The sequence below is a fragment of the Isoptericola sp. F-RaC21 genome (assembly GCF_038593535.1).
GTDB lineage: Bacteria > Actinomycetota > Actinomycetes > Actinomycetales > Cellulomonadaceae > Isoptericola.
Genome location: NZ_JBCFYX010000002.1, coordinates 213,583 through 239,388, shown reverse-complemented (window position 1 = coordinate 239,388; position 25,806 = coordinate 213,583). Strand labels below are relative to the sequence as shown.

The 25,806-nt window shown below is 73.8% G+C and carries 23 protein-coding genes and 3 tRNA genes; 4 read left to right on the top strand and 22 right to left on the bottom strand.

The genetic code is table 11. From position 1 onward, the window contains the following. Positions 1-2: 2 nt before the first annotated feature. Genes AAG589_RS06410 through AAG589_RS06395 form a run of 4 tightly spaced genes read right to left on the bottom strand, consistent with a single transcriptional unit; the run spans position 3 to position 8,453 of the window. Positions 3-2,957 carry a GNAT family N-acetyltransferase gene (locus AAG589_RS06410; protein WP_430566439.1) on the bottom strand — a complete coding sequence of 985 codons (2,955 nt, stop codon included), beginning with the start codon at positions 2,955-2,957 and terminating at the stop codon, positions 3-5. Then, positions 2,954-5,503 carry a GNAT family N-acetyltransferase gene (locus tag AAG589_RS06405; RefSeq protein WP_430566438.1) on the bottom strand — a complete coding sequence of 850 codons (2,550 nt, stop codon included), beginning with the start codon at positions 5,501-5,503 and terminating at the stop codon, positions 2,954-2,956. The genes AAG589_RS06410 and AAG589_RS06405 overlap by 4 nt, the downstream gene beginning before the upstream one ends. Continuing rightward, positions 5,500-6,885: a lysine N(6)-hydroxylase/L-ornithine N(5)-oxygenase family protein gene (locus AAG589_RS06400; protein ID WP_430566437.1), complete on the bottom strand. Its 1,386-nt coding sequence runs from the start codon at positions 6,883-6,885 to the stop codon at positions 5,500-5,502. Before AAG589_RS06400 ends, AAG589_RS06405 begins: the two co-directional genes overlap by 4 nt. Then, entirely contained in the window at positions 6,882-8,453 is a 1,572-nt protein-coding gene (locus AAG589_RS06395) for a pyridoxal phosphate-dependent decarboxylase family protein (protein ID WP_430567154.1), read from the bottom strand. Before AAG589_RS06395 ends, AAG589_RS06400 begins: the two co-directional genes overlap by 4 nt. A 254-nt stretch (positions 8,454-8,707) precedes the next feature. On the opposite strand from AAG589_RS06395, the gene AAG589_RS06390 reads away from it, so the two are divergent. Next, positions 8,708-10,027, top strand: coding sequence for a C39 family peptidase (locus AAG589_RS06390; RefSeq protein WP_430566436.1), 1,320 nt, complete (start codon positions 8,708-8,710; stop codon positions 10,025-10,027). 128 nt (positions 10,028-10,155) lie between these two features. On the opposite strand, the gene AAG589_RS06385 is transcribed toward AAG589_RS06390, so the two are convergent. From AAG589_RS06385 to AAG589_RS06355, 7 genes are all read right to left on the bottom strand, one after another. Continuing rightward, positions 10,156-12,375, bottom strand: coding sequence for an N-acetylmuramoyl-L-alanine amidase (locus AAG589_RS06385; RefSeq protein WP_430566435.1), 2,220 nt, complete (start codon positions 12,373-12,375; stop codon positions 10,156-10,158). 152 nt (positions 12,376-12,527) lie between these two features. Beyond that, positions 12,528-12,953, bottom strand: coding sequence for a MaoC family dehydratase (locus tag AAG589_RS06380; protein ID WP_430566434.1), 426 nt, complete (start codon positions 12,951-12,953; stop codon positions 12,528-12,530). Then, positions 12,953-13,435: an FAS1-like dehydratase domain-containing protein gene (locus tag AAG589_RS06375; protein WP_430566433.1), complete on the bottom strand. Its 483-nt coding sequence runs from the start codon at positions 13,433-13,435 to the stop codon at positions 12,953-12,955. The genes AAG589_RS06380 and AAG589_RS06375 overlap by 1 nt, the downstream gene beginning before the upstream one ends. 29 nt (positions 13,436-13,464) lie before the next feature. Beyond that, positions 13,465-13,635, bottom strand: coding sequence for a 50S ribosomal protein L33 (rpmG, locus tag AAG589_RS06370; RefSeq protein ID WP_079572326.1), 171 nt, complete (start codon positions 13,633-13,635; stop codon positions 13,465-13,467). Positions 13,636-13,725: 90 nt separating this feature from the next. Beyond that, positions 13,726-13,799, bottom strand: a tRNA-Met gene (locus AAG589_RS06365). A gap of 63 nt (positions 13,800-13,862) precedes the next feature. Beyond that, positions 13,863-13,935: transfer RNA gene (locus AAG589_RS06360), tRNA-Thr, on the bottom strand. Between the two features lie 142 nt (positions 13,936-14,077). Next, positions 14,078-14,159, bottom strand: a tRNA-Tyr gene (locus AAG589_RS06355). Positions 14,160-14,283: 124 nt separating this feature from the next. On the opposite strand from AAG589_RS06355, the gene rarD reads away from it, so the two are divergent. Genes rarD through AAG589_RS06340 form a run of 3 tightly spaced genes read left to right on the top strand, consistent with a single transcriptional unit; the run spans position 14,284 to position 16,665 of the window. Next, a complete protein-coding gene (gene rarD / locus AAG589_RS06350; protein ID WP_430566432.1) occupies positions 14,284-15,222 on the top strand; it encodes an EamA family transporter RarD in 939 nt (312 codons plus the stop codon). Positions 15,223-15,244: 22 nt separating this feature from the next. Then, a complete protein-coding gene (locus tag AAG589_RS06345; RefSeq protein WP_430566431.1) occupies positions 15,245-15,742 on the top strand; it encodes a YajQ family cyclic di-GMP-binding protein in 498 nt (165 codons plus the stop codon). Continuing rightward, entirely contained in the window at positions 15,739-16,665 is a 927-nt protein-coding gene (locus tag AAG589_RS06340) for an HAD family hydrolase (protein WP_430566430.1), read from the top strand. The genes AAG589_RS06345 and AAG589_RS06340 overlap by 4 nt, the downstream gene beginning before the upstream one ends. Here AAG589_RS06340 and AAG589_RS06335 read toward each other — a convergent pair. From AAG589_RS06335 to AAG589_RS06285, 11 genes are all read right to left on the bottom strand, one after another. After that, complete coding sequence (locus tag AAG589_RS06335; protein WP_430566429.1) at positions 16,635-17,501, bottom strand: potassium channel family protein; 867 nt, start codon at positions 17,499-17,501, stop codon at positions 16,635-16,637. The genes AAG589_RS06340 and AAG589_RS06335 overlap by 31 nt on opposite strands. A gap of 60 nt (positions 17,502-17,561) precedes the next feature. Then, a complete protein-coding gene (htpX, locus tag AAG589_RS06330; RefSeq protein WP_430566428.1) occupies positions 17,562-18,455 on the bottom strand; it encodes a zinc metalloprotease HtpX in 894 nt (297 codons plus the stop codon). A 227-nt stretch (positions 18,456-18,682) separates the two neighbouring features. Further along, positions 18,683-20,089: an FAD-dependent oxidoreductase gene (locus tag AAG589_RS06325; protein ID WP_430566427.1), complete on the bottom strand. Its 1,407-nt coding sequence runs from the start codon at positions 20,087-20,089 to the stop codon at positions 18,683-18,685. A 180-nt stretch (positions 20,090-20,269) separates the two neighbouring features. After that, positions 20,270-20,992: a hypothetical protein gene (locus AAG589_RS06320; protein WP_430566426.1), complete on the bottom strand. Its 723-nt coding sequence runs from the start codon at positions 20,990-20,992 to the stop codon at positions 20,270-20,272. A gap of 26 nt (positions 20,993-21,018) precedes the next feature. After that, positions 21,019-21,807: a hypothetical protein gene (locus tag AAG589_RS06315; RefSeq protein ID WP_430566425.1), complete on the bottom strand. Its 789-nt coding sequence runs from the start codon at positions 21,805-21,807 to the stop codon at positions 21,019-21,021. Then, positions 21,804-22,811 (bottom strand): hypothetical protein, encoded by a 1,008-nt coding sequence (locus tag AAG589_RS06310; protein WP_430566424.1) that lies wholly within the window; start codon positions 22,809-22,811, stop codon positions 21,804-21,806. The genes AAG589_RS06315 and AAG589_RS06310 overlap by 4 nt, the downstream gene beginning before the upstream one ends. Positions 22,812-22,959: 148 nt before the next feature. Continuing rightward, positions 22,960-23,550, bottom strand: coding sequence for a hypothetical protein (locus AAG589_RS06305; protein WP_430566423.1), 591 nt, complete (start codon positions 23,548-23,550; stop codon positions 22,960-22,962). Then, a complete protein-coding gene (locus tag AAG589_RS06300; RefSeq protein ID WP_430566422.1) occupies positions 23,547-23,819 on the bottom strand; it encodes a hypothetical protein in 273 nt (90 codons plus the stop codon). Before AAG589_RS06300 ends, AAG589_RS06305 begins: the two co-directional genes overlap by 4 nt. Before the next feature lie 10 nt (positions 23,820-23,829). Further along, on the bottom strand, positions 23,830-25,002 hold the full coding sequence (locus AAG589_RS06295) for a C2 family cysteine protease (protein ID WP_430566421.1): 1,173 nt from the start codon (positions 25,000-25,002) through the stop codon (positions 23,830-23,832). A 105-nt stretch (positions 25,003-25,107) separates the two neighbouring features. Then, positions 25,108-25,377 (bottom strand): WXG100 family type VII secretion target, encoded by a 270-nt coding sequence (locus tag AAG589_RS06290; RefSeq protein WP_430566420.1) that lies wholly within the window; start codon positions 25,375-25,377, stop codon positions 25,108-25,110. A gap of 75 nt (positions 25,378-25,452) precedes the next feature. Further along, complete coding sequence (locus AAG589_RS06285) at positions 25,453-25,719, bottom strand: WXG100 family type VII secretion target (RefSeq protein WP_430566419.1); 267 nt, start codon at positions 25,717-25,719, stop codon at positions 25,453-25,455. Between the last annotated feature and the right edge of the window lie 87 nt (positions 25,720-25,806).

The window sequence follows — 25,806 nt, the reverse complement described above, 5'->3', positions numbered from 1 at the left end:
GGTCAGCCCTCCGCCGCGAGCGCCCCCGACCCGAGCGCGCCGTCCACGAGCGCCGCCGCCCGCTCGCGCGGGCAGAACGCCAGCACGGCCTCCTTCGGGCCCTGCGGCGACTCGAAACGCACGGTGCCGGCGGCCTCGAAGCCGAACGCCGCCATGCGCGTGACCGCGGACCGGTTGCGGGCGTCGGGCTCGCCGACCAGCCGCCGCGTGCCGGGACGCGCGAAAGCGAAGGCGAGCACCGCCGGGCCGATCACGGCCCAGGGCACGACGCCGTACCGCGCGGCCGGCCCGTCGCCGCCCTTGAAGAAGTGCATGCCGAGGTCACCGGGCCGCACGTCGTAGGCGGTCGACACCGGGTCGTCCTCCGGGTGGTAGAGCTGCACCAGGACGACGGGCTCGCCGTCCCAGCGCACCAGGTAGGCGTGGTGGGTGGGCAGGGAGTCGACGAACGCGTACGTGGCGCTCAGGTCGTCGCGGCTCAGGCCCGCCAGGCCCCAGAACCCCGCGTGCGGGCGGTTGACCCACTCGTGCAGCACGTCGAGGTCGGCCACCGGGTCCAGCACGTGCGCGGTGACCGTGCCCGCGCCCGGGACGTCGGCGCGCCACACCTCCGCGCCGCGCGCGCCGGACAGCAGTCGGTCGGACGGCGGGAGCCCGGTCGCGGTCGGGTCGTCGGCGGTGCGGTCGGTCGTCATCGGTCCTCCGGGGGTCGGGTCGGCAGGCGGTCGGTACGGCAGGGGTTCGGGGCGCAACCGCGCCCAGTCGGTCTCGATCTGCACGGTGCGCGCGTCGGCCCAGGCGGGGTGCTGGTCGGCGAAGTGCGGCGAGCGCGGGTCTCCGGAGGCGCCGAACGGCACGCCCCAGCGGCTGCGTCGCCGGTCGCCCAGGTCCCACACCCAGCGGGCGACCGACCCGCGGGAGGCGGCGTGCGTCACCCCGGGCACGCCGCCCGTGCAGCGGACGGCGTCCCCCGCGCCGGACACCGGGGCCGACGGCACGGCGGGCGCCGCCGCCCCCGGCACCAGGTCCAGCGCGTGCAGCGGGGCGAGGCGGTGCAGGTCGCCCCAGGTCTCGTGCGGGACGTCGGGGACGTCCGCGAGCGCCCGGCCGGCCAGCGCCCGGCCGTCGACGACGCCCGACGCGAGGATCGCCGCCAGCGCGTCACCCACCCGCGCGACGACGTCGAGCCACGGCGCGAAGACGGCGGGCAGGCCGTGCGGGTCGTGCAGCGCCGCGAGCGCCGGGTCGGCGGCGACGCGACGCACCAGCGCGTGCCGCCAGCGGGCGAACAGCGCGGCGTCGGGGTCGCCGGCGTCCATGCGGGCCCCGGCGTCCGCCCACGCGAGCAGCCGAGCGACGCGAGCACCTTCCCGAGGCTCGGCGACCCTGGACGACGCGCCCGGGGCCAGCCAGGCGACGAGCGCGGCGGCACCGGCGTCGCACGTGTCGGCGTGCACCCGCTCCTGCGCCCGCGCCGTCTCGCCGCCCGGCGGCGGCTCCGCGAGCAGGGCACGCACACGGGCGGCGCGGTGCGGCGCGTACGCGTGCCCGAGGTCCAGCTCGTCCCGCGCCGGTCGCTCGTTCGCGTCCACCGCGACGTCGTCCACCGCCACCGGCGCGGGCAGCTCGCGCCATCGCGCGTCCTCCGCCGCACTGCCACGCGGTGCGACCGAACTACCTCGCGGTGCGACCGAACTACCTCGCGGTGCGACCGAACTACCTCGCGGTGCGACCGAACTACCTCGCGGTGCGACCGAACTACCTCGCGGCCCGACCGGACGACCTCGCGGGAGGACGCGGTCGGGCGCATCGACGACGGGGACCCGGCCGGCGGTGAGGCTGAGCACCTCGCCGGTCGAGTCGGCGGCGAGCACGCGGTTCACCGGGTCGACCCAGCCGCGGAACGCGTCGGCGACGTCGCGGGCCGTCCGCACGTGCTGGAGCGCGCGCCAGGCGACGACCCCGGCGTCCGACGTGACGCGGACGGGCCAGCGCAGGCTGTGCCGCTCGGTCACGAGCGGGCCGCGCGGCGTCTCCGCCCAGCGCACGACGACGGCCTCGCCGCCGCGCACGGGGACCGTCTCGGAGCCCTGCGCGACCACCCGTGCCCCCGCCGCCGCGGCGTCGCAGCCCTCGACGACGAGCTCGACGTGGTGCGCCATCGCGTTGGTGACCCCCCAGGCGACGCCGGTCTCGGCGGGGCCGTCCGGCGACACCGCGTGACCGAAGTGCAGCACCCCGGGCACGCCGGGGAACGCGAGCCCGACGACGTCGTGCCCCGGGCGCGCGAGCCGGACCTGCTGGTACACGCCGGGCAGCTCCAGCAGGCGGTGCGGGTCGCCGGCGAGCAGCGGCGCGCCGGACGCCGTCCGCGACCCGTGCAACGCCCACGCGTTGGACCCCGACGCGGGGGCACTCGTGCCGTCGCGCGCACCCCACCAGCCGACGGCCGCGTCGCCGAGCGTCGGGCCGAGCGTGCGCGCCACGTGCTCGCGCCACAGCAGGTGGCCAAAGCCGCTGAACAGCACGTGGTGCACCAGGAACGTGGCGATGGCCGTCCACGGCCGCCAGGGCTCGTCGGCGGGCAGCGGGGCGCCGCCGAGGGCGCGGGCCAGCTCGGCCCGCTCGGGGGTGTCCCGGCCGCCGGCGTCCAGCCCGGCCCGCACGCCGTCGGCGTACGCGGCGAGCCACGCCCGCTCGGGCTCCGCGAGCGCGTCCCAGACCCGGCGCGTCGTGTCCGCGAGCCGCACGCCCACGGCGAACCGGTCCCACTCGAGGCCCGCCGGCCCGACCCGCGCGGCCAGCCGGCCCTCGCCGTACCAGCGGTCGACCTCGAGCTGCCAGCCCCGGTCCAGCGCGGTGACGTACCCCTGGCCGTACGCCAGGTCGGCCTCGGAGCCGGCGCGTACGTGCGGCACGCCCCGGTGGTCGCGGAACAGCTCGAAGCGTCCGCTCACGGGGCCTCCGGGCGCGCGACGGGGTTGGCCATCGTCCCCGCGTACAGCAGCGAGGCGGACTGGTCGGTCAGGTCGACCATCTGCAGCGTGTTGCGCAGCTGCAGCCGGTTGAGGCAGGAGTGCGCGAACCGCTCCGCCCGCAGGTCGACGCCCCGGCCACCGCGCGGGGCGAGGTCCGGGTGCTCGGCACCATGCCGGTCGATCACGTCCGCCACGACGGCCCAGAACCGGTCCTCGCCCAGCACGCCGTCGACGGCGAGGATGCCGGCGAGGTGGCGCAGCACGCCGTCGAACACGTCCGTGAAGATCGCGAGCGCCTTCTCGTCGTCGTCCACCACGGACCGCACGCGCTCCACGCCGGCCGGCAGGGCGCGATCGCCCAGGACGGCGACCTCCTCCCCGATGTCCTTCATGAACGCCCGCGTGACCACGCCGTCGCGCAGCACGAGCACGAGGTTCTCGCCGTGCGGCATGAACGCCAGGTCGTGCGCGCGCAGGCAGTGGACGAGCGGGTACAGGTAGGCGTCGAGGTAGGCGCGCAGCCAGGCCTCGGGCGCGATGCCCGACTCCCGCACGAGCGCGGTGGCGAGCGACCGCCCGGACGCGTCGCGGTGCAGCAGGCTCGCCATCGTGGCCAGCCGCTCCCCCGGCGCGGTGCGGGGCACGGGCGATTCCCGCCAGAGCGCGGCGAGCATCTTGCGGTGCGCGCTGGGACGGGCCGTGCGGTGGTAGACGTCGCCGGTGTACCCGATCGACGCGCGCTCGCGCAGCACCCCGAACCCGGCGTCGCGCAGCGCGGGGTCGCCGTCGACGACGCCCGCGACCCAGTCGTTGATCGCCGGGGTGGCGCGCATGTACGCGGGCGAGAGGCCGCGCAGGAAGCCCATGTTCTGGATCGCGAGCGCCACCTTGACGTAGTGCCGCTCCGGCCGCGTGCGGTCGAACATCGTGCGGATCGACTGCTGCGGCTGGTACTCGTCCGCTCCGGGTCCCAGCGGCACGAGATCGCCGCGCGCGACGTCGGCCGCGAACGTGATCGGCACCCGGTGCTGCCACTGCCAGGGGTGCACGGGCAGGTACAGGTAGTCGGCGGGGTCCAGGCCGCGGGCGGCCAGCCGGCCGGCGAACGCGACGCGCTCCGCGCCGGACAGCTCGCCGCCGTACAGCTCCTGCTCGGTGAGCCCCTCGCCCAGGGCGAGGTGGGCGTGCTCGCGCCGCGCCGCCAGCCAGACGAGGCGCAGGCGCTCGCCGCGCTCGGGCGCGTAGGCGCGGTAGTCGTCGAGGGAGAACCCGATGCGGCCGTTGTTCGCGACGAAGCCGGGGTGCCCCTCCGTCATCGCCGCCTCGGTGGCCTGGAACGCGTCGGCGCGACGACGGTCGTCGTCGGTGTCGTCGATGCTCCCGGGGACGAGGTCCGAGAGCAGCTCCGGCACCTGCGGCGACGCTCCGCTCAGCTCACGCTCCCGCTTCGCGCACGCGGCGGCGAGCGTCGAGGACAGCTCCTCGAGGTACGTCGCTACGAGGTCGTCGGGGATCCGCAGCAGCGGCTGAAGCTCGGCGACCAGCTCGAGCACGTCGACGGGCAGCTCGACGTCGCCGTCCCCCGACCGCGCGAACCGCGTGATCGACGCCGGGTCCACCACCCAGTGCTCCAGCGCGAACGTGCGCGCCGCGAACCGGTACGTCACGCCGTCGAGCGCGAGCACGTACCCGCGCGCGGCGGTGTTGTGAGCGGACGTTTGGCCCTCGTTCGGCCCCAGATGAGGGCCAAACGCCCGCTCACAGCGCTCGGGCTCGGGGCGGAAGAGGCGCTCGTGGGCGAGCTCCGCGAGCGCCTTGGCGGCCAGGTGCCGGTGGGCGTGCTCGGCGAGGTCGGGGCGCAGGTGCGGCGCGAGGCCCGGGCCGGCGTCGTCGCCGAGGCCGGCGAGGGCCCCGAGCGGGGACGCCGCGAAGGCGTCCCGCGTGCACACGCTCAGCGCCGCGCGCTTGGTGTGGTCGCCAGGTCCGTCATCGTCGACGAGCTCTACCTCGCGCAGCACGCGGAACCCGGCGGCCGCGTTCTTCGCGGCGATCGCGCGGTTGCGCACGTCCGGCTCGACGACGACGCGCGCGCCCCCTCGGCCCTCCGGCGCCAGGCAGAAGCGCACGACGGCGGCCATCACCGCGTCGGTGAGGCCGGGCCTGCGGTCGGCCGGGTCGTCGGGCGGCGGCGCGACGAGCAGGTGCATGCCGACGTCGCCGGGCACGGCGTCGTGCACGTCCGCGAGCAGCACGCGGGCCGGGTCGTAGGTCTCGGCGTAGAACGCGGGCGCGCCGTCCACGCGGCCGAGCCAGCCGTCCTGGTCCGGGTGGTCGGCGACCTCGGCGAGATAGTCGCGCACCTCGGCGGGGCTCAGGTGACCCATGTGCCAGAACGCGGACGCCGGGTGGGTCAGCCACGCGTGCACGGCCGCGGCGTCGTGCGCCGGGTCGACGGGCTCCAGGGTCACCGCGTCCGGCGCGACCCGGGCCGTGCGTGCCGTCGTCGGCTCGGTCAGCGCCGTCATCGCGCCACCTCCGACGCCCGCGGCGCGTCGGGGGCGCCGACCGCGTCCGCCCCCGGCAGGCCGAACGTCTGGAACGCGATGCGCCGCTCGATGGCGTACGGCTCGCGGCCCGTGACCTGCGCGAGGATCACGGAGTTCCGCCACGCGGCGAACCCCAGGTCGGGGGCCGTGACGCCGTGGGTGTGCGCCTCCGTGCCGCCTACGTGCAGGCGGCCTCCCGCGCCCGCGGTGTAGTCGCGGGCCACGTTCACGCGGCCGAGCTCGTCGAGGTCGACCAGGCCGGGCGCCACGAACTCCGGCACGCCCGAGCCGTACCCGGGCGCATACCCCGTGGCCGCGACGACGGCGCGCGTGTGGTGCTCCGCCGTCGTCCCGAGCTGGCCGTGGCGCAGGGTGAGGACGTACTCCCCCGAGACCTCGTCGCGACGCGCCGCGACGACCTCCGTGTCGGACAGGAGGGTGGTCGGCACCTCCCGGCCGAGCGCGGACTTGCGGTAGAGCGTGTCGTAGATGTCGTCGATCAGGTCGCCGCTGATCCCCTTGTACAGCGCGCGCTGCTCGCGGCCGAGGATCTCGCGCAGCTCGGTGGGCAGCGCCCGGTAGTGGTCCGTGTACTCCGGCGACGTCATCTCGAGGGTGAGCTTCGTGTACTCCATCGGGAAGAACCGCGGCGAGCGGGTCACCCAGTCGACGCGGTGGGCGTCGGTCGATGCGTCCTCGAGCAGGTCGCGGTACACCTCGGCGGCCGACTGCCCCGACCCGACGACGGTCACCGCGCCCGTCGCGGCGAGCGCGTCCCGGTGCGGCAGGTAGTCGGCGCTGTGCACGACCGGGCCGGCGCCGGGGGTGCGGGCCGCCTCCGCGGCGAGCGCGGCCAGCGGGCCGGGGAGCTGCGGCGTGGTGCCGACGCCGAGGACGACGTGCCTCGCTCGATAGGTCTCGGTGCGGGAGGTCTCGTGCGCCCCGTCGGCGAGCCGCGCGGTCACGACGAGGTCGCCCGACGCGTCGTCGCGCTCGACCGCCGTGACCTCCCGCCCCCAGCGCAGGGTGGTGAGCCGGTCGGCCACCCACCGGCAGTACTGGTCGTACTCCGCGCGCAGCGGGTAGAACGACTCGCGGATGTAGAACGGGTACAGCCGCCCCGTCGTCTTGAGGAACGCGAGGAACGAGTACGGCGACGTCGGGTCGGCCATCGTCACCAGGTCGGCGAGGAACGGCACCTGGATCGTGGCGCCCTCGAGCATCATGCCCGGGTGCCAGGAGAACCCGTCGCGCCGGTCGAGGAAGACGGCGTCGACGTCGTCCAGCGGGTCCGCGAGCGCGGCGAGGCCCAGGTTGAACGGGCCGATGCCGACGCCGAGGACGTCGTAGGTGCGGGTCATCGGGCGACCTCCTCGAGGGCGGGGTCGGTCGGTGCGGCGGACGCACGGGGCAGGTGCGGGTGGACGCCGCGGCAGGGCGGCGTGTCCAGGTCGAGCAGCTCCTGGCCGGCGAGCAGCCCGTGCGCGGTGGCGCGCACCAGGTCGAGCACGGCGCGGACGTCGTCGAGGCCGGCGTCGGGGTTGAGGAGCGTGAGCTTGAGGCACGGCCGGCCGTCGACCACCGTCTTCGCGACGAGCGCGCGGCCGGAGTCGAACAGCACCCGACGCACCCGCGGCACGAGGGCGTCCGCCTGCGCGTCGTCGACGCCGTCGGGCTGGTAGCGGAACAGGACGGTGGACAGGTCGGTCGGGGCGAGCAGGCGCAGCTCGGGGTCGCCGGCGAGGTCGGCGTGCACGGCCGCGGCCAGGTCGCAGACGGCGTCGACCATCGCGCCGATGCCGTCGGCGCCCACGGCGCGCAGGGTGGCCCACAGCTTGAGGGCGTCGAACCGGCGCGTGGTCTGCAGCGACCGGTCCACGAGGTTGAGGTCGGGGTTGGGCTCCCCCGCCTCCTGGGCGGGGTTGAGGTAGTCCGCGTGCCACGCGGCGCGCGCCAGGTCGGTGGCGTCGCGGACCACGAGGGCGCTCGAGGACACGGGCTGGAAGAACGTCTTGTGGAAGTCCACGGTGACGCTCCGGGCGCGCTCGACGCCGTCCAGCAGGTGGCGCCGGCGCGGCGAGACCAGCAGCCCGCCGCCGTACGCGGCGTCGACGTGCAGCCAGGCGCCGACGGCGTCGCACAGGTCGGCGACCGGGGCGATCGGGTCGACGCACCCACGGTCGGTGGTGCCGGCCGTGACGACGACGGCCATCACGACGTCGCCCGCCCGCTCGACGTCGACCAGGGCCCGGGCCAGGGCGCCGGGGTCGAGGCGGCCGTCGGCGTCGGTACCGACGCCGATCACGGCGTCGTCGTCGAGGCCGAGCAGCAGCGCGGAGCGCGCCACGCTGAAGTGCCCGGCGTCGGTGGCCAGCACCCGCAGCCGCCCGAGCCGCTCGCGCCGTGCCGAGCCGCCGAGCCGGGAGCCGTCCGGCCCGGTGAGCGCGGCCTCGCGCGCCAGGTGCAGCGCCTGCAGGTTGGACTGCGTGCCGCCCGAGGTGAAGACGCCGTCGCTCCCGGCAGGGAAGCCGATCCGGTCCGCGGTCCAGGCCACGAGGCGCTGCTCCATGAGGGTCGCGACCGTCGACTGGTCGTAGGTGTCCACCGAGGTGTTGATCGCCGCGAGCATCGCCTCGGCGCCGACGGCCGGCAGCGCCACCGGGCAGTTGAGGTGGGCCGCGTACGCGGGGTGGTGGAACCAGACGGCGTGCGACGCGTAGAGGTCCGCGGTCTCGCGCAGCGCGTCGGTCGTGCCGACCGGCGGTCCCTCGAGGTCGACGGCGTCGACGAGGGCCTGCAGCTCGCGGCGGCTCGCGCCGCAGAACGGCTGCCGGGCGGTCTCGACGCGGGTGGCCACGTCGTCCACGACGGCGTGCAGCGCACCGGCGTAGTCGGCCGCGGTCGCGGCTCCGAGCAGGGCGGAGGGCATCGTCACGGGACTCCTTCAGCGGGGATCGGTTAGGCCAGGCTCGCCTAACCTAGAGGCCGAAAGATCCGGTGCCAACCGGAGCGACGCAGATCACAGCCGATCGACGCCGCGCGGCCGGGACACGCAAGGTCGTGACACCGACCTCGGGATCTGGGAAAGTCTTTGCCACCAGGGCGGTGGGGACCGTCCCACCGCCCCCGCCTGCAGGAGGATCCATGAGAAGCATGGGGCGAGGCACGGCACGAAGGAGCTGGATGCGAGCGACGACGGCGGCACTGGCGGCGGGGGCGGTGATCGCGCCCACGGCGGGCGCGGCCGGCGCGGCGCCCGCGGACTCCCCGGAGCCGACCGGCAACAAGATCACCACCACGCACTGGCAGGGCATCGACGACCTGCGGCAGGGCGAGTGGGAGAACCTGCGCCCCGGGCCCGGCGGCACGCTCGTCGTGCGCGACGCCGGCGGCCCCACCACCGACTACACCGACCCGTTCGGCGACGGCACGGCCGTCGCGTACGAGACGGGCACCTGGACGTCCCCCGTCGTCGAGCCGGGGTACGCGATCGACGAGTCCCTGACCTCGTGGAACGCCACCACCCCGACCGGCACATGGGTGGAGGTCGAGTTCCGCGGCCGCAAGGCCGACGGCGCCTGGACCACCTGGTACGTCATGGGGCGCTGGGCGTCCGGCTCCGACTTCGCGCCGGCCGACGGCGGCGCGGGCGACATCCACCGCACGTCGGTGGACGGCCAGGGCGACGCCGACGCCAACATCTGGACCGACACGTTCTCGGCGCGCACCGGGCACGAGCCCGAGGCGTTCCAGACCCGCGTCACCCTCCACCGGCCGGCCGGGTCGCGGGCCACGCCGCGGCTGGCGGGCGTCACGACGATGACCAACGAGTACCTGCCCGACGGCGCCTACGCCGGCACCAGCGACTTCACGCTCGGCCGCGCGGTCGAGCTCGACGTGCCCGGCTACTCGCAGCTGATCCACATCGGCGAGTACCCCGAGTTCGGCGGCGGCGGCCAGGTGTGGTGCTCGCCGACGTCGACCACGATGATCCAGTACTCGTACGGCGCCAAGCACCAGGTCCCCGCCGCGCAGCTCGAGGGCATCGTCGCCCCGAACGGCGACCCGCAGGTGGCGCACGCCGCCATCAACGCGTGGGACTACACGTACGAGGGCGCGGGCAACTGGCCGTTCAACACGGCGTACGCGCACGAGTACGGGCTGGAGACGTTCGTGACGCGGCTGCGCTCGCTCGCCGAGGCGGAGCGGTTCGTCGCCGCCGGCATCCCCCTGGTCGTGTCGATCCACTTCGCGAAGGAGGAGATGCCCGAGGCCGGCTACGGCACCGACGGCCACCTCGTCACCATCGTCGGCTTCACCGCCGACGGCGACCCGGTCATCAACGACCCCAACAAGGCGACCGACGCCGACGTGCGCAGCGTCTACACCCGCGAGAACTTCGAGCGCGTGTGGCAGACGTCCACCGACGGCATCGCGTACGTCATCCACCCGCACCAGGTGAAGCTGCCCCGCAACGTCCCCGGGGCCACCCCCAACTGGTGATCGTCCTCGTCGGTTGAGCTTGTCGGAGCCGGGCTCCGTCGGTTGAGCTTGTCGAAACCCGTTCACCGGGTTTCGACAAGCTCAACCAACGATGGGCGGGTTGCGACAAGCTCAACCAGCGGGGGGCGTCAGTGCGGGCGCACCGGGCCGACGGCGTCGGTGGTGAACGTCGCCGAGGTGTACCCCGGCGCGGACACGGTCACCTCGACCGAGATGTCCGCGCCGCGGTCCCGGCCCGTGAGGTGGTACCGGGTCCCGTCCGCGCCCCGCACGGGCTCGCCGTCGCGCAGCCACTGCACGTCGACGTCGGCGCCGTCCCCGGGCAGGTACTCCCCCGGGTCCGCGGTCAGCACCTTCCCGATCGTCGGCCGGCCCTCGATACTCGGCCCCTCGACGTCGGTGACCACCGGGTCGTGCAGCGTCACGTCGGCAGCACGGGTGAACACATGCCGGTGCGCGTACCAGAGCTGGTAGTACGCATCCCCGCCGCGCACGTCCGTGCGGTCGTCGGGCACGGAGCCGTCGAACGACGTGGCGTAGTAGTAGTCCGTCGACACCGAGTCGTCGGACACCACGTAGCTCTGGTCGGCCCCGATCGTGTACTCGATCGGCGTGACCGCCTGCTCGGCGATGCCCGGGTAGGGCTGGTATGCCGCCGCCTCGGGGTACGCGCGGCCGTAGATCGCGGCCGCCTGGTCCCCGCTCACGGTCACCGTCTGCCCGGTCGCCGGCACGACGACGGGCCGGTCGGCCGGGTTATGGATCCAGGCCAGCGAGCCTGCCCACCACACCCCCAGCCAGTCGCCCTGCACCCGCGCGACGACGAGCTTGTGGCCCGACGTGACGCGCGCGCTGATGTCGCTGGCGTAGGTCGTCCCGTCCGCGCCGTTCGGCTTCCAGCCCGGGTCGCGGGCGTACGGCGCGTCGAGCGACGGCTGCTGGTACGCAACGGCGAAGTTGGTGCCCGCGCCGGCCACGCAGTCGCCCGAGCCCGGCGACGCCTGCTGGCAGCCGGTGATCGGGTTGGCGTTGTCGTCGTAGCCGGCGACCACCTCGACGACGTCGCCGGGGGCGACGTCCGTCGTCGTGCCCAGGCCCCCGCCGATCGGCGCGCCGAGCAGGTCGAAGTAGTGCTCCCAGTCCCAGTACGGGCCCGGGTCCCAGTGCACGCTCTTGGTGTACCCGGGCAGGATGCCGGGCACCTGGTCGTGCCCGACGACGTGCGCGCGATCGAGCGGGACGTCGTACTTCTCCCCGAGGTAGCGCACCAGCTCGGCGGACGACTGGTACATCGCCTCCGTGAACCAGCCGGACGTGCCGGCCCAGCCCTCGTGCTCGATGCCGATCGAGTGCATGTTCATGTACCAGTTGCCGGCGTGCCAGCCGACGTCGGCCGGCTCGAGGTGGTTGGCCACGTGCCCGTCCGACGAGCGCACCGTGTAGTTCCACGCCAGGTAGGTGGGGTCCTGCACGAGGTTCAGCGTCCCGTCGTACCCGCCCTCCGTACTGTGGACCACGATGTAGTCGATCGACGGGCCGCCGTCGCCCGTGCGGTCGCCCTGGTCGTGGTTGCCGTAGTTCCCGGTGTCGTCCGGCAGGTCCGGGCTGCCCTTCTCGTACGGCGCCGGCACCCACTCGCAGCCCAGGTCGGGCGGGCAGTCGGCGGCCGGGTCGCCCGCCGCCTCGGTGGATGTCGCGGTGGACGTCTCGGGCAGGACGGCGTCCGGACGGGCGGCGAGGGTCACGCGCCCGCCGTCGTCGGTCGTGCGGCTCTCGCCCTGGCGCAGGGTGGAGTACACCCGCTCGGCGAACTCCGGCGTGCCGCCCAGCCGGGCGACGGCGGTGTCCCAGGAGGCGAGGTCGCCCGCGCCGTCTCCCGCGTCCTCCTGGTAGGAGGCCAGGAGCGCGGCGGCGCCGCAGGTGTTCGCGGCGGCGTCGGACTTCAGCGTCGCGACGGACAGCCCGGTCAGAGCGGCTGCCCGGTCGAGCTCGCTCACGGCGGTGCGGGGCGTGGCGTCCTTGCCGGCCCCGTCGGGCGCCGCGGGCGCGTGGTCGAGCAGGTTGAACAGGCCGTAGCCGCCGTCGGCGCTGGACGCGCCCGCGTGCTGGTCCCAACGGGACTCCATGTAGGACACGGCCTTGAGCAGGTCGGACGGGACTCCGGTGGCGTCGCTCGCGGCGGCGAACGCGGACTCCCGGTCCGGCGCGGCGACGACGGCGTCGCAGGTCACGTCGGACGGGGGTGCGGCGGACGGCCCCGCCCCCGCGGCGACCGCGGGGAACGTGACCAGGGGAAGGAGGAGGCCGGCGGCTGCCAGCCCGGTGGTGCGTCGTCGTACGGATCTCACGGGGAGTGCTCCTCTCGAGGACGGCGTGCGCTCAGGGCGCACCCCGTCATCGAACCGTGAAATCCCGTTTCATGGGAAGTCGTACGTGTAAAAAATCTCGTCGCGTCCGCGCGCGACGAGACAGCGCACGATCGTGGCGCGCCAGGGAGATGTCAGGAGAGGCGGACGGTGGCCTGCGAGCGGCCGAGCACCTTGGTGCCCTCGTGCGTCACCGTGAGGTCGACGCGCACCGTGCCGGCGTCGGCGTCGATCGCGCCGACGGCCGCGGAGACCTCGACGACGGCGACGCCGTCGCGCGGCACCGGGACCGGCTTCGTGAAGCGGGTCTGGTAGGCGACGACGGCGCCCGGGTCGCCCGCCCAGTCGGCGACGACGCCGACCACGGAGCCCATCGTGAGCATGCCGTGGGCGATGACGCCCGGCAGCCCGACCCGGGTGGCGAACGACTCGTCCCAGTGGATCGGGTTGAAGTCGCCGCTGGCCCCGGCGTAGCGCACGAGGCGGGCACGGTCGAGCTCGACCGTGCCGGTGGCGACCACGTCGCCGACGGACAGGTCCGCGAGCACGGGGCGGGCCATCAGGAATCCTCCCCGCGGATCACGAGGCTCGAGGAGACGGTCGCGACGGGCTCGCCCGTGCCGTCCCCGGCCGCGTCGCCGGGCTCCGCGAAGATCTCGCAGCGCGTGGTCACCATCGCGATGCCGGCCCGCTCGGTCACGGAGTCCACGTGGAGCACGGTGACCAGCTCGTCGCCCGCGACGATCGGCCGGTGGTGCGTGAACTTCTCGTCCGCGTGGACCACGCGCGAGAAGTCGATCCCGGCCGCCGGGTCCTGGACGTACTGCGCCTCGGCGCGCTGCGCGACCACGACGGCGAACGTCGGGGGCGCGACCAGGTCCGGATAGCCGAGACCCCGCGCCGCCACGAGATCGTGGTGCGCGGGGTGGGCGGCACCGACGGCAGACGCGAACTCACGGAGCTTCTCGCGCCCCACGGAGTAGGGGGCGGTGGCCGGGTACTCGCGGCCAGCGAAGCCTCGATCGGGAAGCGTGTTCGCCACGTCGGTGCGGTGGTCCGTCGAGAGCTGTGTCAGCGGGTCTCGCGGTGCGACGTGTGCTTGCCGCAGCGCGGGCAGAACTTCGCCAGCTCGAGACGGTCGGGGTCGTTGCGGCGGTTCTTCTTCGTGATGTAGTTCCGCTCCTTGCAGTCCACGCAGGCCAGCGTGATCTTCGGGCGGACGTCCGCGCTCTTGGCAGCCATGGTGTGTCACCTCTCGCGCCCCCGGAAGGCGCCACGTGAATCAAGGAACAGGCCGGTCCGACGCCGGCCGTCGAACCGTGATGGTGTCGGTAGCGAGGGCGGGGCTCGAACCCGCGACCTCACGATTATGAGTCGTGCGCTCTGACCAGCTGAGCTACCCCGCCGCGCGTGACGCGACGCGAGACCGCCGCCCGAATCCGGAAGGCGGCCCCGCGTCTTTGTCACAGAGCCCCGAAAGGGAATCGAACCCTTGACCTTCTCCTTACCATGGAGACGCTCTGCCGACTGAGCTATCGGGGCAGCGGAGAAGACTCTACACGGCTCGCGGCACCTGATGAAATCCGCGGGGTGCCCGCTCGATCACATCGTGCGCCGGGGCCGTGCGGCCCCCTCCAGACGTCGGACGAGGCGCCTCCCGAAGGTGGCGCCCCGTCCGTCGCGGTGGCAGGTGAGGGATTCGAACCCCCGAAGGCTGAGCCGTCTGATTTACAGTCAGATCCCTTTGGCCGCTCGGGCAACCTGCCGTGCGGGCTCGCGGACGAGCTCGCGGGTAGAACCATAACGCCCCGGACGGGCTCTCGGGAAATCGTCCCGTCGTGGCCTCCGCCACGACGGCTGCACGCTGTACCGAACGCCTACATTGAGGCGGTGACGTCCCCCTCCTCCCCCGACCGCTGGGGGCTGCCGCTCGGCCTCTCGGCGTTCGTCCTGTGGGGCGCGATGCCCCTGTTCTTCCCGCTGCTCGAGCCCGCCGGCCCGGTCGAGATCATCGCCCACCGGGTGGTGTGGAGCCTGGTGTTCTGCCTGGTGCTCCTGCTCGTCACGCGCAGCTTCTCCTCGTTCGTCGCCGTCCTGCGCAACGCTCGCGTGATGGGCGTGCTCGCCGTCGCGTCCGTGCTGATCATCGCGAACTGGACCACCTACGTGTACGCGGTGCTCTCCGGCCACGTGCTCGACGCCGCCCTGGGCTACTTCATCAACCCGCTGCTCACGGTGCTGCTCGGCGTGCTCGTGCTGCGCGAGCGCCTCCGCGTCGCCCAGTGGGTGGCGCTGGGGTTCGGCGCCGCGGCCGTGGTCGTGATCTCGACCGGGGTCGGCGGGCTGCCGTGGATCGCGCTCGTCCTCGCGGGCGCGTTCGGGCTCTACTCCCTGGTGAAGAACCGCGTGGGCCGCGACGTCGGCGCGCTGCCCGGCCTGGCCGCGGAGACGGCGGTCGCCACCCCGTTCGCCCTGGCGTACCTCGTCGTCCTCGGCGCCACCGGCGTCGGCACGTTCGCCACCGCGGGCGCGGGCCACGCGCTGCTGCTCGCCGCGTGCGGCGTCATCACCGGCCTGCCCCTGCTCCTCTTCTCGGCCGCCGCCCGCCGCCTCCCCCTGTCGGTGGTCGGCATGCTGCAGTACCTAACCCCGGTGCTGCAGTTCCTGCTGGGCCTGCTCGTCTTCGGCGAGCACATGCCGCCCACCCGCTGGGCCGGCTTCGCGCTCGTGTGGGTGGCGCTCGTGATCCTCAGCGTCGACGGCGCCCGCCAGGCGCGCAGCACCCGCCTGGCCGCGCGCGCACGCACTACGGTGGTCACCGAACCCTGACCCCGACCCCAGGAGACCCGTCATGGCCGACTCGTCGTTCGACATCGTCAGCAAGGTGGACCGCCAGGAGGTGGACAACGCCCTGAACCAGGCCGCCAAGGAGATCTCCCAGCGGTACGACTTCAAGGGCGTGGGCGCCTCCATCGCGTGGAGCGGCCAGGACACCGTCGTCTTCGAGGCGAACTCGTCGGAGCGCGTCCTCGCCGCGCTCGACGTCTTCCAGACCAAGCTCATCAAGCGCGGCGTCTCGCTCAAGGCGTTCGACACCGGCGACAACGAGCCCCAGGCCTCCGGCAAGGCCTACCGCCTCGCCGGCTCGCTCAAGGAGGGCCTGGCGGGCGAGAACGCCAAGAAGGTCACCAAGATCATCCGGGACGAGGGGCCCAAGGGCGTCAAGACCCAGATCACGGGCGACGAGGTCCGCGTCACCAGCAAGTCCCGCGACGACCTGCAGGCCGTGATCGCGCTCCTCAAGGGCGCCGACCTCGACTTCGCGGTCCAGTTCGTCAACTACCGGTGACGGCGCGGGCGGGCGGCGCCGCCCGCGGGCTGCCGCGGGTCGTCGCGACGGACCTCGACGGCACGCTGCTGCGCACGGACGGCACGGTCTCCGCGCGCACCCGCCGCGCCCTGCGGGCCGCGGAGGCGGCCGGCACCGAGGTCGTCTTCGTGACAGCCCGCCCGCCCCGCTGGCTGGACGGGCTGGCCGACCTCGTCGGCGGGCACGGCCGGGTGATCGCCCTGGGTGGCGCGGCGGTCTGGGACCTCGCCACCGCCCGGGCGCTGGACGCCTGCGGGTTCGACGACGGCGTCGTGCGCGACCTCGTCGCCGGGCTGCGCGACGCCGTGCCCGGCGTCGGTCTCGCCGTCGAGACGGTCCACGGGCCCGCCTTCGACCCGTGGTTCCCCGACGGGGAGCCCGGCCTCGACCGCGCGCTGCGCGCCGCCCCCGTCGAGGACGCGCTCGAGGGCGCGGGCGGCGCCGTCGCCAAGCTCCTCGCCGTCCGGCCCGGCACCCCGACGCAGGGCTTCGGCGTCGTGCAGCGCGGCGACGTCCGGGACGACGCCCAGGAGGCCTTCTTCGACCGGGTGCGCCGGGTCGTCGACGGGCGTGCCGAGCTGCACTACTCGGGCGCCGCCGGGCTGGCCGAGCTGCTGCCGCCCGGCGTGACGAAGGACGTCGCGCTCGCCCGGTGGTGCCGCCGCCTGGGCGTCGACGCCCGCGACGTGTGGGCCTTCGGCGACATGCCCAACGACCTGCCGATGCTGCGCTGGGCCGGGCGCGGTCACGCCGTGGCCAACGCGCACCCCGACGTGCTCGCCTGTGCGGACGCCGTCGTGCCCGGCAACGACGACGACGGCGTGGCCGCGGCGCTGGAGGCGGCGCTCGACGCGCCCGCGCCCGCGCGCCCTCACTCCCCCGCGGAGCCGCTCTCCCCCTGAGGCCGCTCGCGCTGCCGGTCGGCGACGATCTGGGCGCGCAGCTCCTGCACCTCCGCGACGAGCAGGGCCACCTGTGCCTGGCTGACCATGCCGACGGGCGCCTCGCCCGCCGCCCCGGCGCCCACCGCGCCCAGGCGGTCGTCCGGCGAGGACGTGTCGGTGACCCGCTCCACCAGCCACGACGACAGCGTCGCCGTCACGACGCCCAGCAGCGCGATGCCCCCGAGCATCAGGCAGACGGCGACGACCCGGCCCGCCGGGGTCACCGGCGTGTAGTCCCCGTAGCCGACGGTGGTGATGGTCACGACCGCCCACCAGAACCCGTCGCCGAGGTTGACGATGGTGGCGCCCGGCGCACCGCGCTCCGCCTGCGTCACCATCAGCGCGCCGACGACCACCAGGAGGCCGGTCCCGGCCGCGGCGAACCGCACCACCCGGCCCCGCAGCCGTACGGCGTTGGCCCGGTTGAGCCGGATCACCACCGACACCAGGAGCAAGGGCCGCAGCACGGGCAGCACGACCACCGCGAGCTCGAGGGGGTGGCGCCGCACGTACGTCCAGGCGTGGGGCGCCAGCCGCACGCGCACCACGTAGTCCACGACGAACATCAGCCAGGTCAGCCCGAGCACCACCGAGCAGACGGCCCGCACGTCCGCCGGCACGTCCGGGCGGGCGATCGGCACCGCGTACGCCACGAGGAAGACCAGGGAGACCACCGTCAGCGGCGCCTCCGTGGCGGCCTGCCAGCGCCGCAGGCGCGCCTTGCCGGCGTCCGGGCCCGGCGGCACCGGACGCCCGGACGAGGCGGCCGCGGGGTCGGGCGTCGAGGGGGACATCGCTGGTCAGCCTGGCAGAACCGGCGCCGTCCCGCCGCCCGGACGGCGCGGCCGCCGGGCTCAGTAGCGGGTGATTCCCCCGGGGCCGAAGCCGGTGCCGCCCGCCATCTTCTCGAGGCGGGCGATGCGGTCGGCCATCGGCGGGTGGGTGGAGAACATCTTCGCCATGCCGGCGCCGCGGAATGGGTTGGCGAGCATCAGGTGGGAGACGTTCTGCAGCTCGCGGGTCTGCGGCAGCGGCGCCTTCGCCGTGCCCGACTCCAGCTTGCGCAGCGCGGAGGCGAGGGCCATCGGGTCGCCCGTGAGCTTGGCGCCGTCCTCGTCCGCGTCGTACTCGCGCGTGCGGGAGATCGCCATCTGGATCATCATCGCCGCGAACGGCGCGAGGATCGCCATCGCCAGGGCGGCGAGCGGGTTGCCGCCCTCGCGCCGGTCGCCGCCGCCGAAGAACAGCAGGAACTGCGCCAGCGAGGTGATGACCCCGGCCATCGCCGACGCCACCGACGACGTGAGGATGTCGCGGTTGTACACGTGCATGAGCTCGTGGCCGAGCACGCCGCGCAGCTCGCGCTCGTCCAGCAGGCGCAGGATGCCCTCGGTGCAGCAGACGGCCGCGTTCTTGGGATTGCGCCCCGTCGCGAAGGCGTTGGGCGCCTGCGTGGGCGAGATGAACAGGCGCGGCATGGGCTGGCGGGCCTGCGTCGAGAGCTCGCGCACGATGCGGTACATCTCCGGCGCCTCGAGCTCCGTCACCGGGTAGGCGTGCATCGCGCGGATCGCGATCTTGTCGGAGTTCCAGTAGCCGACGAACGTCGTGACCAGGCCGATCCCCACGAACAGGACGAGCATGCCCGCGCTGCCGCGGAAGAACAGGGCCCACAGGCCGAGGACCACGGCCCACATGACGCCGAAGAGCGCCGCCGTCTTGAGACCGTTGAAGTGCTGATGGCCCATGTGTCCTGCCGTCTCCTTCCGTGCGCCCCGCCTGCACCGGCGCGCCGGCAGGATCCCACGGGGTGAACGCGCCGAGGGCCCGGGCGGTTCCCGCACGTCGCCGACGTAGTTCAGAACCCGGCGAGGTAGTTCCGGTTCTCGCGAGGTGAACGACCTCGCGACCTTCGGAACTACCTCGCCGGGTTCTGAACTATCTCGGCGGGTTGTGAACTACCTCGGCGTACGGGTCAGGCGCGGCCCTTGGCGACGTCGAGCATCTCCTCGCGCGGCACGACCTTGATCCGCTCGCGGCCGTGCGGCTCGCCCAGCGCCTTCTCGTGCTCGTCGAGCAGCACGAAGTCGTCCCACTCGACGACGTCGACGCCGCGCTCGGCGAGGAAGTCGAGCACGGCCTGCGGGTCCGCCTGCGTGGCGGTGCGGCCGCCGGCCGGGTCCCCGGTGGCGACGTCGCCGCCGTCGCCGACGCCCGTGACGTCCTCCACGAGGTGGCGGATCGTCTCGGACGCGTCGGACTTGGTGTGGCCGATGAGGCCGACCGGCCCGCGCTTGATCCAGCCGGTGGCGTACACGCCGGGCAGGTGCTCCCCGTCGAGGTCGACGACGCGGCCCTCGCGGTTGGAGATGACGCCCTTGAGCTCGTCGAACGGGATCTCCGGCAGCGGGGAGCCGAAGTAGCCGACCGCGCGGTAGACGGCCTGGACGGGCCAGTCGTGGTGCTCGCCCGTGCCCTGGACCGTGCCGTCGCCCTGCAGGGCCGTGCGCTCGGTGCGCAGCCCCACGACCTTGCCGTCCTCGCCGAGGATCTCGGCCGGCGCGTGCAGGAAGTGCAGGTGCAGGCGGCGCGACGCCTTCTGCGTGGAGGGGTCGACGAGCGTCCAGTCGGTGAGCGTCTTGACGACCTGCTTGGTCTGGTTCGACGACTCGACGGCGGCCATCGAGCCCTCGTCGAAGTCGTAGTCCTCGGGGTAGACGACGATGTCGACGTCCGGCACGTGGCCGAGCTCGCGCAGCTCCAGCGGCGAGAACTTCACCTGGGCCGGGCCGCGGCGGGCGAAGACGTGCACGTCCGTGACCGGCGAGGCCTTGAGGATGTCGTAGACGTTGGCCGGGATCTCCGTGGGCAGCAGGTCGTCCGCGTGCTTGGCGAGGATGCGGGCGACGTCGAGCGCGACGTTCCCGGCGCCCAGCACGGCCACCTCCTTGGCCTCGAGCGGCCAGGTGCGCGGCACGTCGGGGTGGCCGTCGTACCAGGACACGAAGTCCGCGGCGCCGTACGAGCCGTCGAGCTCGATGCCGGGGATCGGCAGCTCGTGGTCCTTGATCGCGCCCGTGGAGAAGATCACGGCGTCGTAGAACTGGCGCAGGTCGTCGAGCTTGAGGTCGACGCCGTAGTCCACGTTGCCCAGCAGCCGGACGTCGCCGCGGCCGAGCACGCGGTGCAGCGCGGTGATGATCTGCTTGATGCGCGGGTGGTCCGGGGCGACGCCGTAGCGCACGAGGCCGAACGGGGCGGGCAGGCGCTCGAAGAGGTCGATGCTCACGTCGAGGTCGGTCTTCGACAGGATGTCCGCGGCGTAGATGCCGGCGGGGCCTGCGCCGACGATCGCGACGCGCAGAGGTCGGATGCTGCTCACTGCGGGGTACGCCTTCCGGATCGGGGATGCGTGGCGTTCGATTCTAGGAGGATTCTCCTGCGATCGGGTGAGGCTTACCTCACCTGTCAGGGTCCAGCCTTACCCAGGATGCCACACCCGTCTCAGGGCGCGAACAGGTCGTCCCGCATTGCGGTCATGGTTGCCCGACGCACACCTTGGTCAGGCCCCGGACGCCGTGCGGTCCAGCGCCGCCAGGAGCCGAGGAACCTGCTGCGGGGCGTCGGCCGGGCTACCCGAGATCGACACCTGCGGCAGAGCCCGCTCTGCCATCCCGGTCGCCTCCGGTGCGCCGTACGCGACCAGCGCCGCCTCCAGCGCACGCAGGAGCGCCCCCGTCTCGCGCCAGGTCCCGAACCAGAACACGCCTCGGGGCAGCCGCGCCGCAGCGTCGGGCCGCAGGATCCCCGTCCGGTCCACCACCGGTCGGCGAGCCACCGACCCCTGGAGCGAGACGAAGGCGACGCCGTTCCACGTCCAGGCCGTGTTCCGACCTCCGCGCAACCGCGTGCGGCGGCCCAGCATGGCGGCGAGCTTCCACACCGGCCGGCAGGCCGTCACGCTCGACGCCTCGAAGCCCACGAACGGGATCACGAACGGGCGGAGGAACGGCGCGTGGGATCCCATGATGATGCCCCGGTCCATGACCAGGAGCTTCTCCGAGCCCATGTACCAGAGGATCAGCGCGGCGATCGCGACCCAGAACGGCACGACGATCGCGGCGTCGACCACGTCGCCGCTCCCCAGCACGATGACGAGGGCGAAGACGACGACCACCGCCGCTGTGACCGTCAGCGCCACGGGCGACGGCGGCGCCGTCTCGACGTGCCGCAGCGCTCCGAGCTCGGGGAAGCGCTCCGCCGTGGCGCGCACCTTCCGCGTCACCCGACCTCCGGTGGGCGTCGCCGCCATCACGCCACCAGCTCGACGGGCAGCGCACGGACGCGGTCGGCCGCGACCTCGGTCAGGGTCAGCTCCGCGCCGCCCGTGGACGCGCGGTCACCGCCCTCCAGCACGAACGTGCCCAGCGGCCCGGCATACACGGTGACGTTGACGAGCTCGGGCACCCCCGAACGGACCGCCGAGACGGTCGTCACGGCACGAGCCTCCGTCAGCTCAGGCATCGTCGCGCCGCGCTCCTCGAGTTCTGCTGTCGAGAGCCGCAGCGGCTCGCCGTCGCGCGCCGCGGCCGCGATCGGGTCGAGATAGGTCGAGAGGCGCTCGCCCAGGTAGGCGACCGGGTACACCGAGAACCGGTGGTGCCCGCTCGTCGAGACCTCCTCCTCCAGGACGCCCGCGTCGTCGTGCAGGTAGCAGACCACCCACGACCGGTCGATCGACGTGACGCGCTCGGCGGACAGGATCGCCTGCGCCGTCCGGCGCAACAGCATCGGCCCGGTGATGTCCGGGACGGCCTCGAGGGACACCTCGTCGTCGTCCCGCCCCGGCCCGGGCACGACGACCCCCTGCGAGAGCAGGGCGCGCAGCGCCACCTTCCCGACGAGCGCGCGGTCGGCCCCCTCCTGCTCGTCGAGCCACGGCAGCGGCACGATCTGCTCGCGGTCGAGCCCGTCTAGGATCATCACCTGCTCGTCCGTCAGCGTGACCACGTGCGTCGCGGCGCCGTCCACCGCACGCGCCAACGTGCTCCGCGCGGCCTCGAGGTCGGCGTCGTCAAACCTCACCGCCTGCTCGCTCATCCGAAAAGCCCTCCCACGAAGTCGCCAGCCTTGCCCAGGGTGTCGCCGACCGAATCTGCCACGTCACCCGCCACGTCCGCCACCTTGCCCGCAACCTTCACCGCGCCCTGCGCCATCTCGACGGGATCGATAGTCACCTTGTCGATCACGTCCCATGCGTCGCCCGCGAACGCCGAGATCGAGTCCCAGTTGTCGTAGACGAGGTTGCCGAGCGCCCATGCCCCGGCCACGACGCCCGCGCCGACCACGACGCCGACCCCCACGGGGCCGAGCATCGCGGCACCGCCCAGGGCCATCGCGATGCCCCCTGCGCCTCCGACGACGGAGACGCCACCCATCACGCGGTCCGTGACGCCGCGCGCACCGTCGTACTGGGTGTTGAACATCTGGTTGAAGCCGCCGACCACGCCGAAGACTCCACCGACACCGCCGGCGATGCGCCCGGCCGTACCGATCCCTGTGCCGAGCCGGCCCAGGATGCCGAGGTCGTCCGCCATGTCGAGCGAACGCGCGGTGTTGCCGACGAGCCCGCCGGCAGCCCGGTATACCCCGGCGGCCTCGTCCGTGTACTGGCCGAGCTGACCGGCCCGGACGGCGGCCGTCAGCGCGCTGCCGGTCTTCCACGCCTTGTACCCGGCGAGCCCGACGCTAGCCCCCTTGGCCCCCACAGCGCCGACCTCGTCCCAGTACGAGCCCCCGCCGCCCCCGGGGGGGCCTCCGGGACCGCCGGAGCCTCCCTCGCCGCTGGCCCGCTCCTGTTCCTTCGCCTCACGGCGCAACGTCGTCGCCGTGCTCGCCAGGTCGCGCCCGACACGGATCAGCACCGGCTTGTGCTGCGAGTCCCACGCGTTCAGGTACCGCCGCGCGTCCGGGCCGTCCCAGCCCGACGCCCGGATCTTCGTGCCGATCTGGCGGGCGTCGTCCTCCAGCCCCTCACCGGCGCGCTCGAACGCCGACGCCAACCGCCGCAGGCTCTCGGGGTCTGCCCCGAGCCGCCCGCTCACGAGCCCACCCCGCCACCGTCACCACGGTTCATGACCGCTCCTGTCTCGACTCCGAAATCCGGACGACACTCTACGAACAGCGGCCCCGGACGCCCATGGGGACAAGTCCCCACCCCGGCGGCCGCCACGACCACGGCCCTCGACGCGCTCATCGGTCGGCCGGCACGTACGCGCCCGGCGTGCACCCCGCCGGGTCGAGCGGGACCCCGCCGACGTCGAGCACGGTGTCGCTGCGGGTGGTCAGCGTGACCTCGCCGCCGTCCGGGTGCTCGGAGGCGACGACGGTCTGCCCGCCGCCGTCCGTCGTCGGTTCCGACAGCGGCGGGAAGCCGTACCCGGCGAGGACGGGGTCCAGCGCGGCGCGGCTCGCGCTCAGGTCCGCGTCGTCCAGGTCGAGCAGCACCTGCTCCGACCGCTGCCGCGAGAGGTTCAGCGCGCAGGTGCCGTCGCCCGCAGCGACGGCGGGCTCCTGCAGCTCGGTCCAGCCGAGGTCTCCGACGGCGTGGTCGAGCGCCGACGCGAGGTCCTGCGGCAGGGCGCCGTACGCCGCCCACGCCTGGTCGGCGTCCGCGGTCGGCGCCGGGTCCGCCGTCGGCGATGACGGCGACGGCGACGACGGGTCCTGCCCGCCCCCACCGCACCCCACGAGCGCCGCGAGCGCGACGCCGGCGAGCACCGGCGCGAGGGCGCCGCGCCACGTGGGCCGTCGCACGGGCCGTCGCGTGAGCCGGCGCGTCATCGGTCCCCCTCGGCGTCGTCGAACTCCAGCGTGACCGTGCCCCGGGTGGACCCCGGCTCCGCCAGGACCGGCCCGATCGTCAGGGTCCCGCCGCCGGGCAGCGGCAGGACGTCGCCCTGCGTCGCGATCACCGTCCGCTCGTCCTGCGACGCACGGACCAGGAGCTGCACCCGGCCCACGCCGTCCCGGGCGGCCGCCCGCACCACCCCGACCCGCGTGCCGCCGAACGACGGCTGCGAGCCCTGGTTCGCCTGCACTGTCTTCCGCATCGTCGGCTCCTCACGCTCGCGGCGCGGTGTACGCCGTGTCGAAGTTCTCGTACAGCTCGTCCCGGGTCAGCCGCAGCGTTCCCGAGCGCTCCGCCTCCCCGAACTTGTCGTCCGTGAGGGTGCCGCCCGACGGCCCCCAGGGGTTGCGCAGGACCACCTCGAAGTCGCCGTCCTCCGTCTCGCGGATGCTCTCCAGCACGTAGGCGTGGTTCGGCACGACGTCCGAGTCCTGGATCGTCGGGTTCTCGGTCCACAGCGGCCCGTCGGAGTCGTCGCCCTTCGTCGACAGCACGACGTACCCCTCGTCGACCATGCGCGACAGCTCGTCGTAGCCGGCCTCGCCGCCGCCGATCCCGAGAAAACCGTCGCTCTGCAGGTCGTGGCTCTGCGTCTCCTGCCCCGTGATGATCGCCAGCGACTCGTCGGAGAACCCGCCCTCGCCGATGTCCGCGTAGCTCCCGGTGCCGTCGTCGTCCGAGCCGGTGGCGTCCGGGTGGTCCTCGAGGAACGTCACGAACGCCGCCTCGTAGATGGTCGCGTAGTTGGGTCGCCCGGCCGCGTCAGTCGCCCCGCCGTCCGGGCCCAGCGGCCCCACGGTCACCTCGACCGGCTCGCCGTCGTCGTACAGCGTGACGGTCCATGTGCCGTTCGGGTGCGGGGTCATGTGCTCGCGCGCGAAGTCCGGGTCGCCGTCGACCACCGAGATCAACGAGGCGAGCATCCAGCAGTCGCCGAGGCCGCCCTGGCGGGTCTCCTCCCAGCGGAGCGCCTCGTCGGACAGTGTCTCGTCGGGGTCCGACGGCAGCTGCTCCCACTCGGACTCGTCGTCGAAGTCCTGGTACTTCTCCGCGAGCTCGGACCCGTCGGGCGCGGAGGAGTCGCCGGTGACCCGCACGCCCGCGAAGGTGCTCGATCCCCCCTCGGACGTCTTCTCCTGCGCCCTCGCCTCGCCGCGCAGGGTGGCGGCCGTCGACGTCAGGTCACGGCCGACGCCCAGCAGCACCGGCTTGCACGACGACTCCCATCGGCTCAGGTACCGCTGCGCGTCCGGACCGTCCCAGCCCGCGGCCCGGATCGTCGTGCCGATCTGGCGGGCGTCGTCCTCGAGCCCCTCACCGGCACGCTCGAACGCCGACGCCAGCCGTCGCAGGTCCTCCGGATCCGCACCCAGCCTGCCGTTCACCCGTCACTCCTTCGTCCGCCCGCCCTCCGATGCCGGAAGGGCGCGGGGCATCGCTGCCCCGCGCCCTTCCGGCCGCACCCAGGCGTCGTGCCCGGGTCGACGACGTCAGTTCGACGCCTTCTCCTGCTCGTCGGCCTGCTTGCCGGCCAGCTGGCCGAACTCGTCCAGGGCCGTCGCGACCTGCTTCAGCTTGGGCTGGAACTCGCTGTTCCACTGGTTCTTGAAGCGCTCCGCGTCGGCGCCCTTCCAGAACGTGCCGTTGAGCTGGCTCGTGATCTGCTGCGCCGCCTGGGTCAGGACGTCCGAGTCGGACTGGAGGCTCTTGCCGAGCTTCCGGACCTCGGCGATCTCCATACCGAGCTTGTTGCCGGCCATCTTTCTCTCCTTCGTCTGGGCGACCGCCTCCGGGCGGTCAAGCTGTTCAGTGGGTCAGGCGTGCCGAGCTGACGCTCAGTGCGACGTCGCCTTCTGCTGGTCGAGCTCCTTCTTCGCCGCCTGCGAGATCTGCTCGAGCGCGGTGGCGACCTGCTTCAGCGCCGTCTGGTGCTTGGACTCCCACTCGCTCTTGAAGCGCTCGGCGTCCGGGCCGTCCCAGGTGGTGGCCTTGACCTGCTGGTTGAGCTTGCCCACCAGCTCCTCGATCTTGTCCGCCTTCTTGCGGAGCACCTGGACCAGCTGCTGCATCTCCTCCGGGTTGAGCCCGAGGTATCCGGCCATGTCGCTTTCCTTCCGCTAGGGCCCCCCTGCTGGGTGCCGTCCTGGTGTTGATGCGTTCATGCAACCAGAGCCGGTTGCATCGGTCGA

What these genes read in the sequence shown, in the direction of transcription:
- AAG589_RS06285 (WP_430566419.1), bottom strand. Translation starts at nt 25,719, where the DNA reads ATGGCCGGATACCTCGGGCTCAACCCGGAGGAGATGCAGCAGCTGGTC.
- AAG589_RS06395 (WP_430567154.1), bottom strand. Translation starts at nt 8,453, where the DNA reads ATGCCCTCCGCCCTGCTCGGAGCCGCGACCGCGGCCGACTACGCCGGT.
- AAG589_RS06335 (WP_430566429.1), bottom strand. Translation starts at nt 17,501, where the DNA reads ATGTCCCCCTCGACGCCCGACCCCGCGGCCGCCTCGTCCGGGCGTCCG.
- AAG589_RS06300 (WP_430566422.1), bottom strand. Translation starts at nt 23,819, where the DNA reads ATGCGGAAGACAGTGCAGGCGAACCAGGGCTCGCAGCCGTCGTTCGGC.
- htpX (WP_430566428.1), bottom strand. Translation starts at nt 18,455, where the DNA reads ATGGGCCATCAGCACTTCAACGGTCTCAAGACGGCGGCGCTCTTCGGC.
- AAG589_RS06345 (WP_430566431.1), top strand. Translation starts at nt 15,245, where the DNA reads ATGGCCGACTCGTCGTTCGACATCGTCAGCAAGGTGGACCGCCAGGAG.
- AAG589_RS06380 (WP_430566434.1), bottom strand. Translation starts at nt 12,953, where the DNA reads ATGGCCCGCCCCGTGCTCGCGGACCTGTCCGTCGGCGACGTGGTCGCC.
- AAG589_RS06400 (WP_430566437.1), bottom strand. Translation starts at nt 6,885, where the DNA reads ATGACCCGCACCTACGACGTCCTCGGCGTCGGCATCGGCCCGTTCAAC.
- AAG589_RS06315 (WP_430566425.1), bottom strand. Translation starts at nt 21,807, where the DNA reads ATGAGCGAGCAGGCGGTGAGGTTTGACGACGCCGACCTCGAGGCCGCG.
- rpmG (WP_079572326.1), bottom strand. Translation starts at nt 13,635, where the DNA reads ATGGCTGCCAAGAGCGCGGACGTCCGCCCGAAGATCACGCTGGCCTGC.
- AAG589_RS06390 (WP_430566436.1), top strand. Translation starts at nt 8,708, where the DNA reads ATGCGAGCGACGACGGCGGCACTGGCGGCGGGGGCGGTGATCGCGCCC.
- AAG589_RS06405 (WP_430566438.1), bottom strand. Translation starts at nt 5,503, where the DNA reads ATGACGGCGCTGACCGAGCCGACGACGGCACGCACGGCCCGGGTCGCG.
- AAG589_RS06305 (WP_430566423.1), bottom strand. Translation starts at nt 23,550, where the DNA reads ATGACGCGCCGGCTCACGCGACGGCCCGTGCGACGGCCCACGTGGCGC.
- AAG589_RS06290 (WP_430566420.1), bottom strand. Translation starts at nt 25,377, where the DNA reads ATGGCCGGCAACAAGCTCGGTATGGAGATCGCCGAGGTCCGGAAGCTC.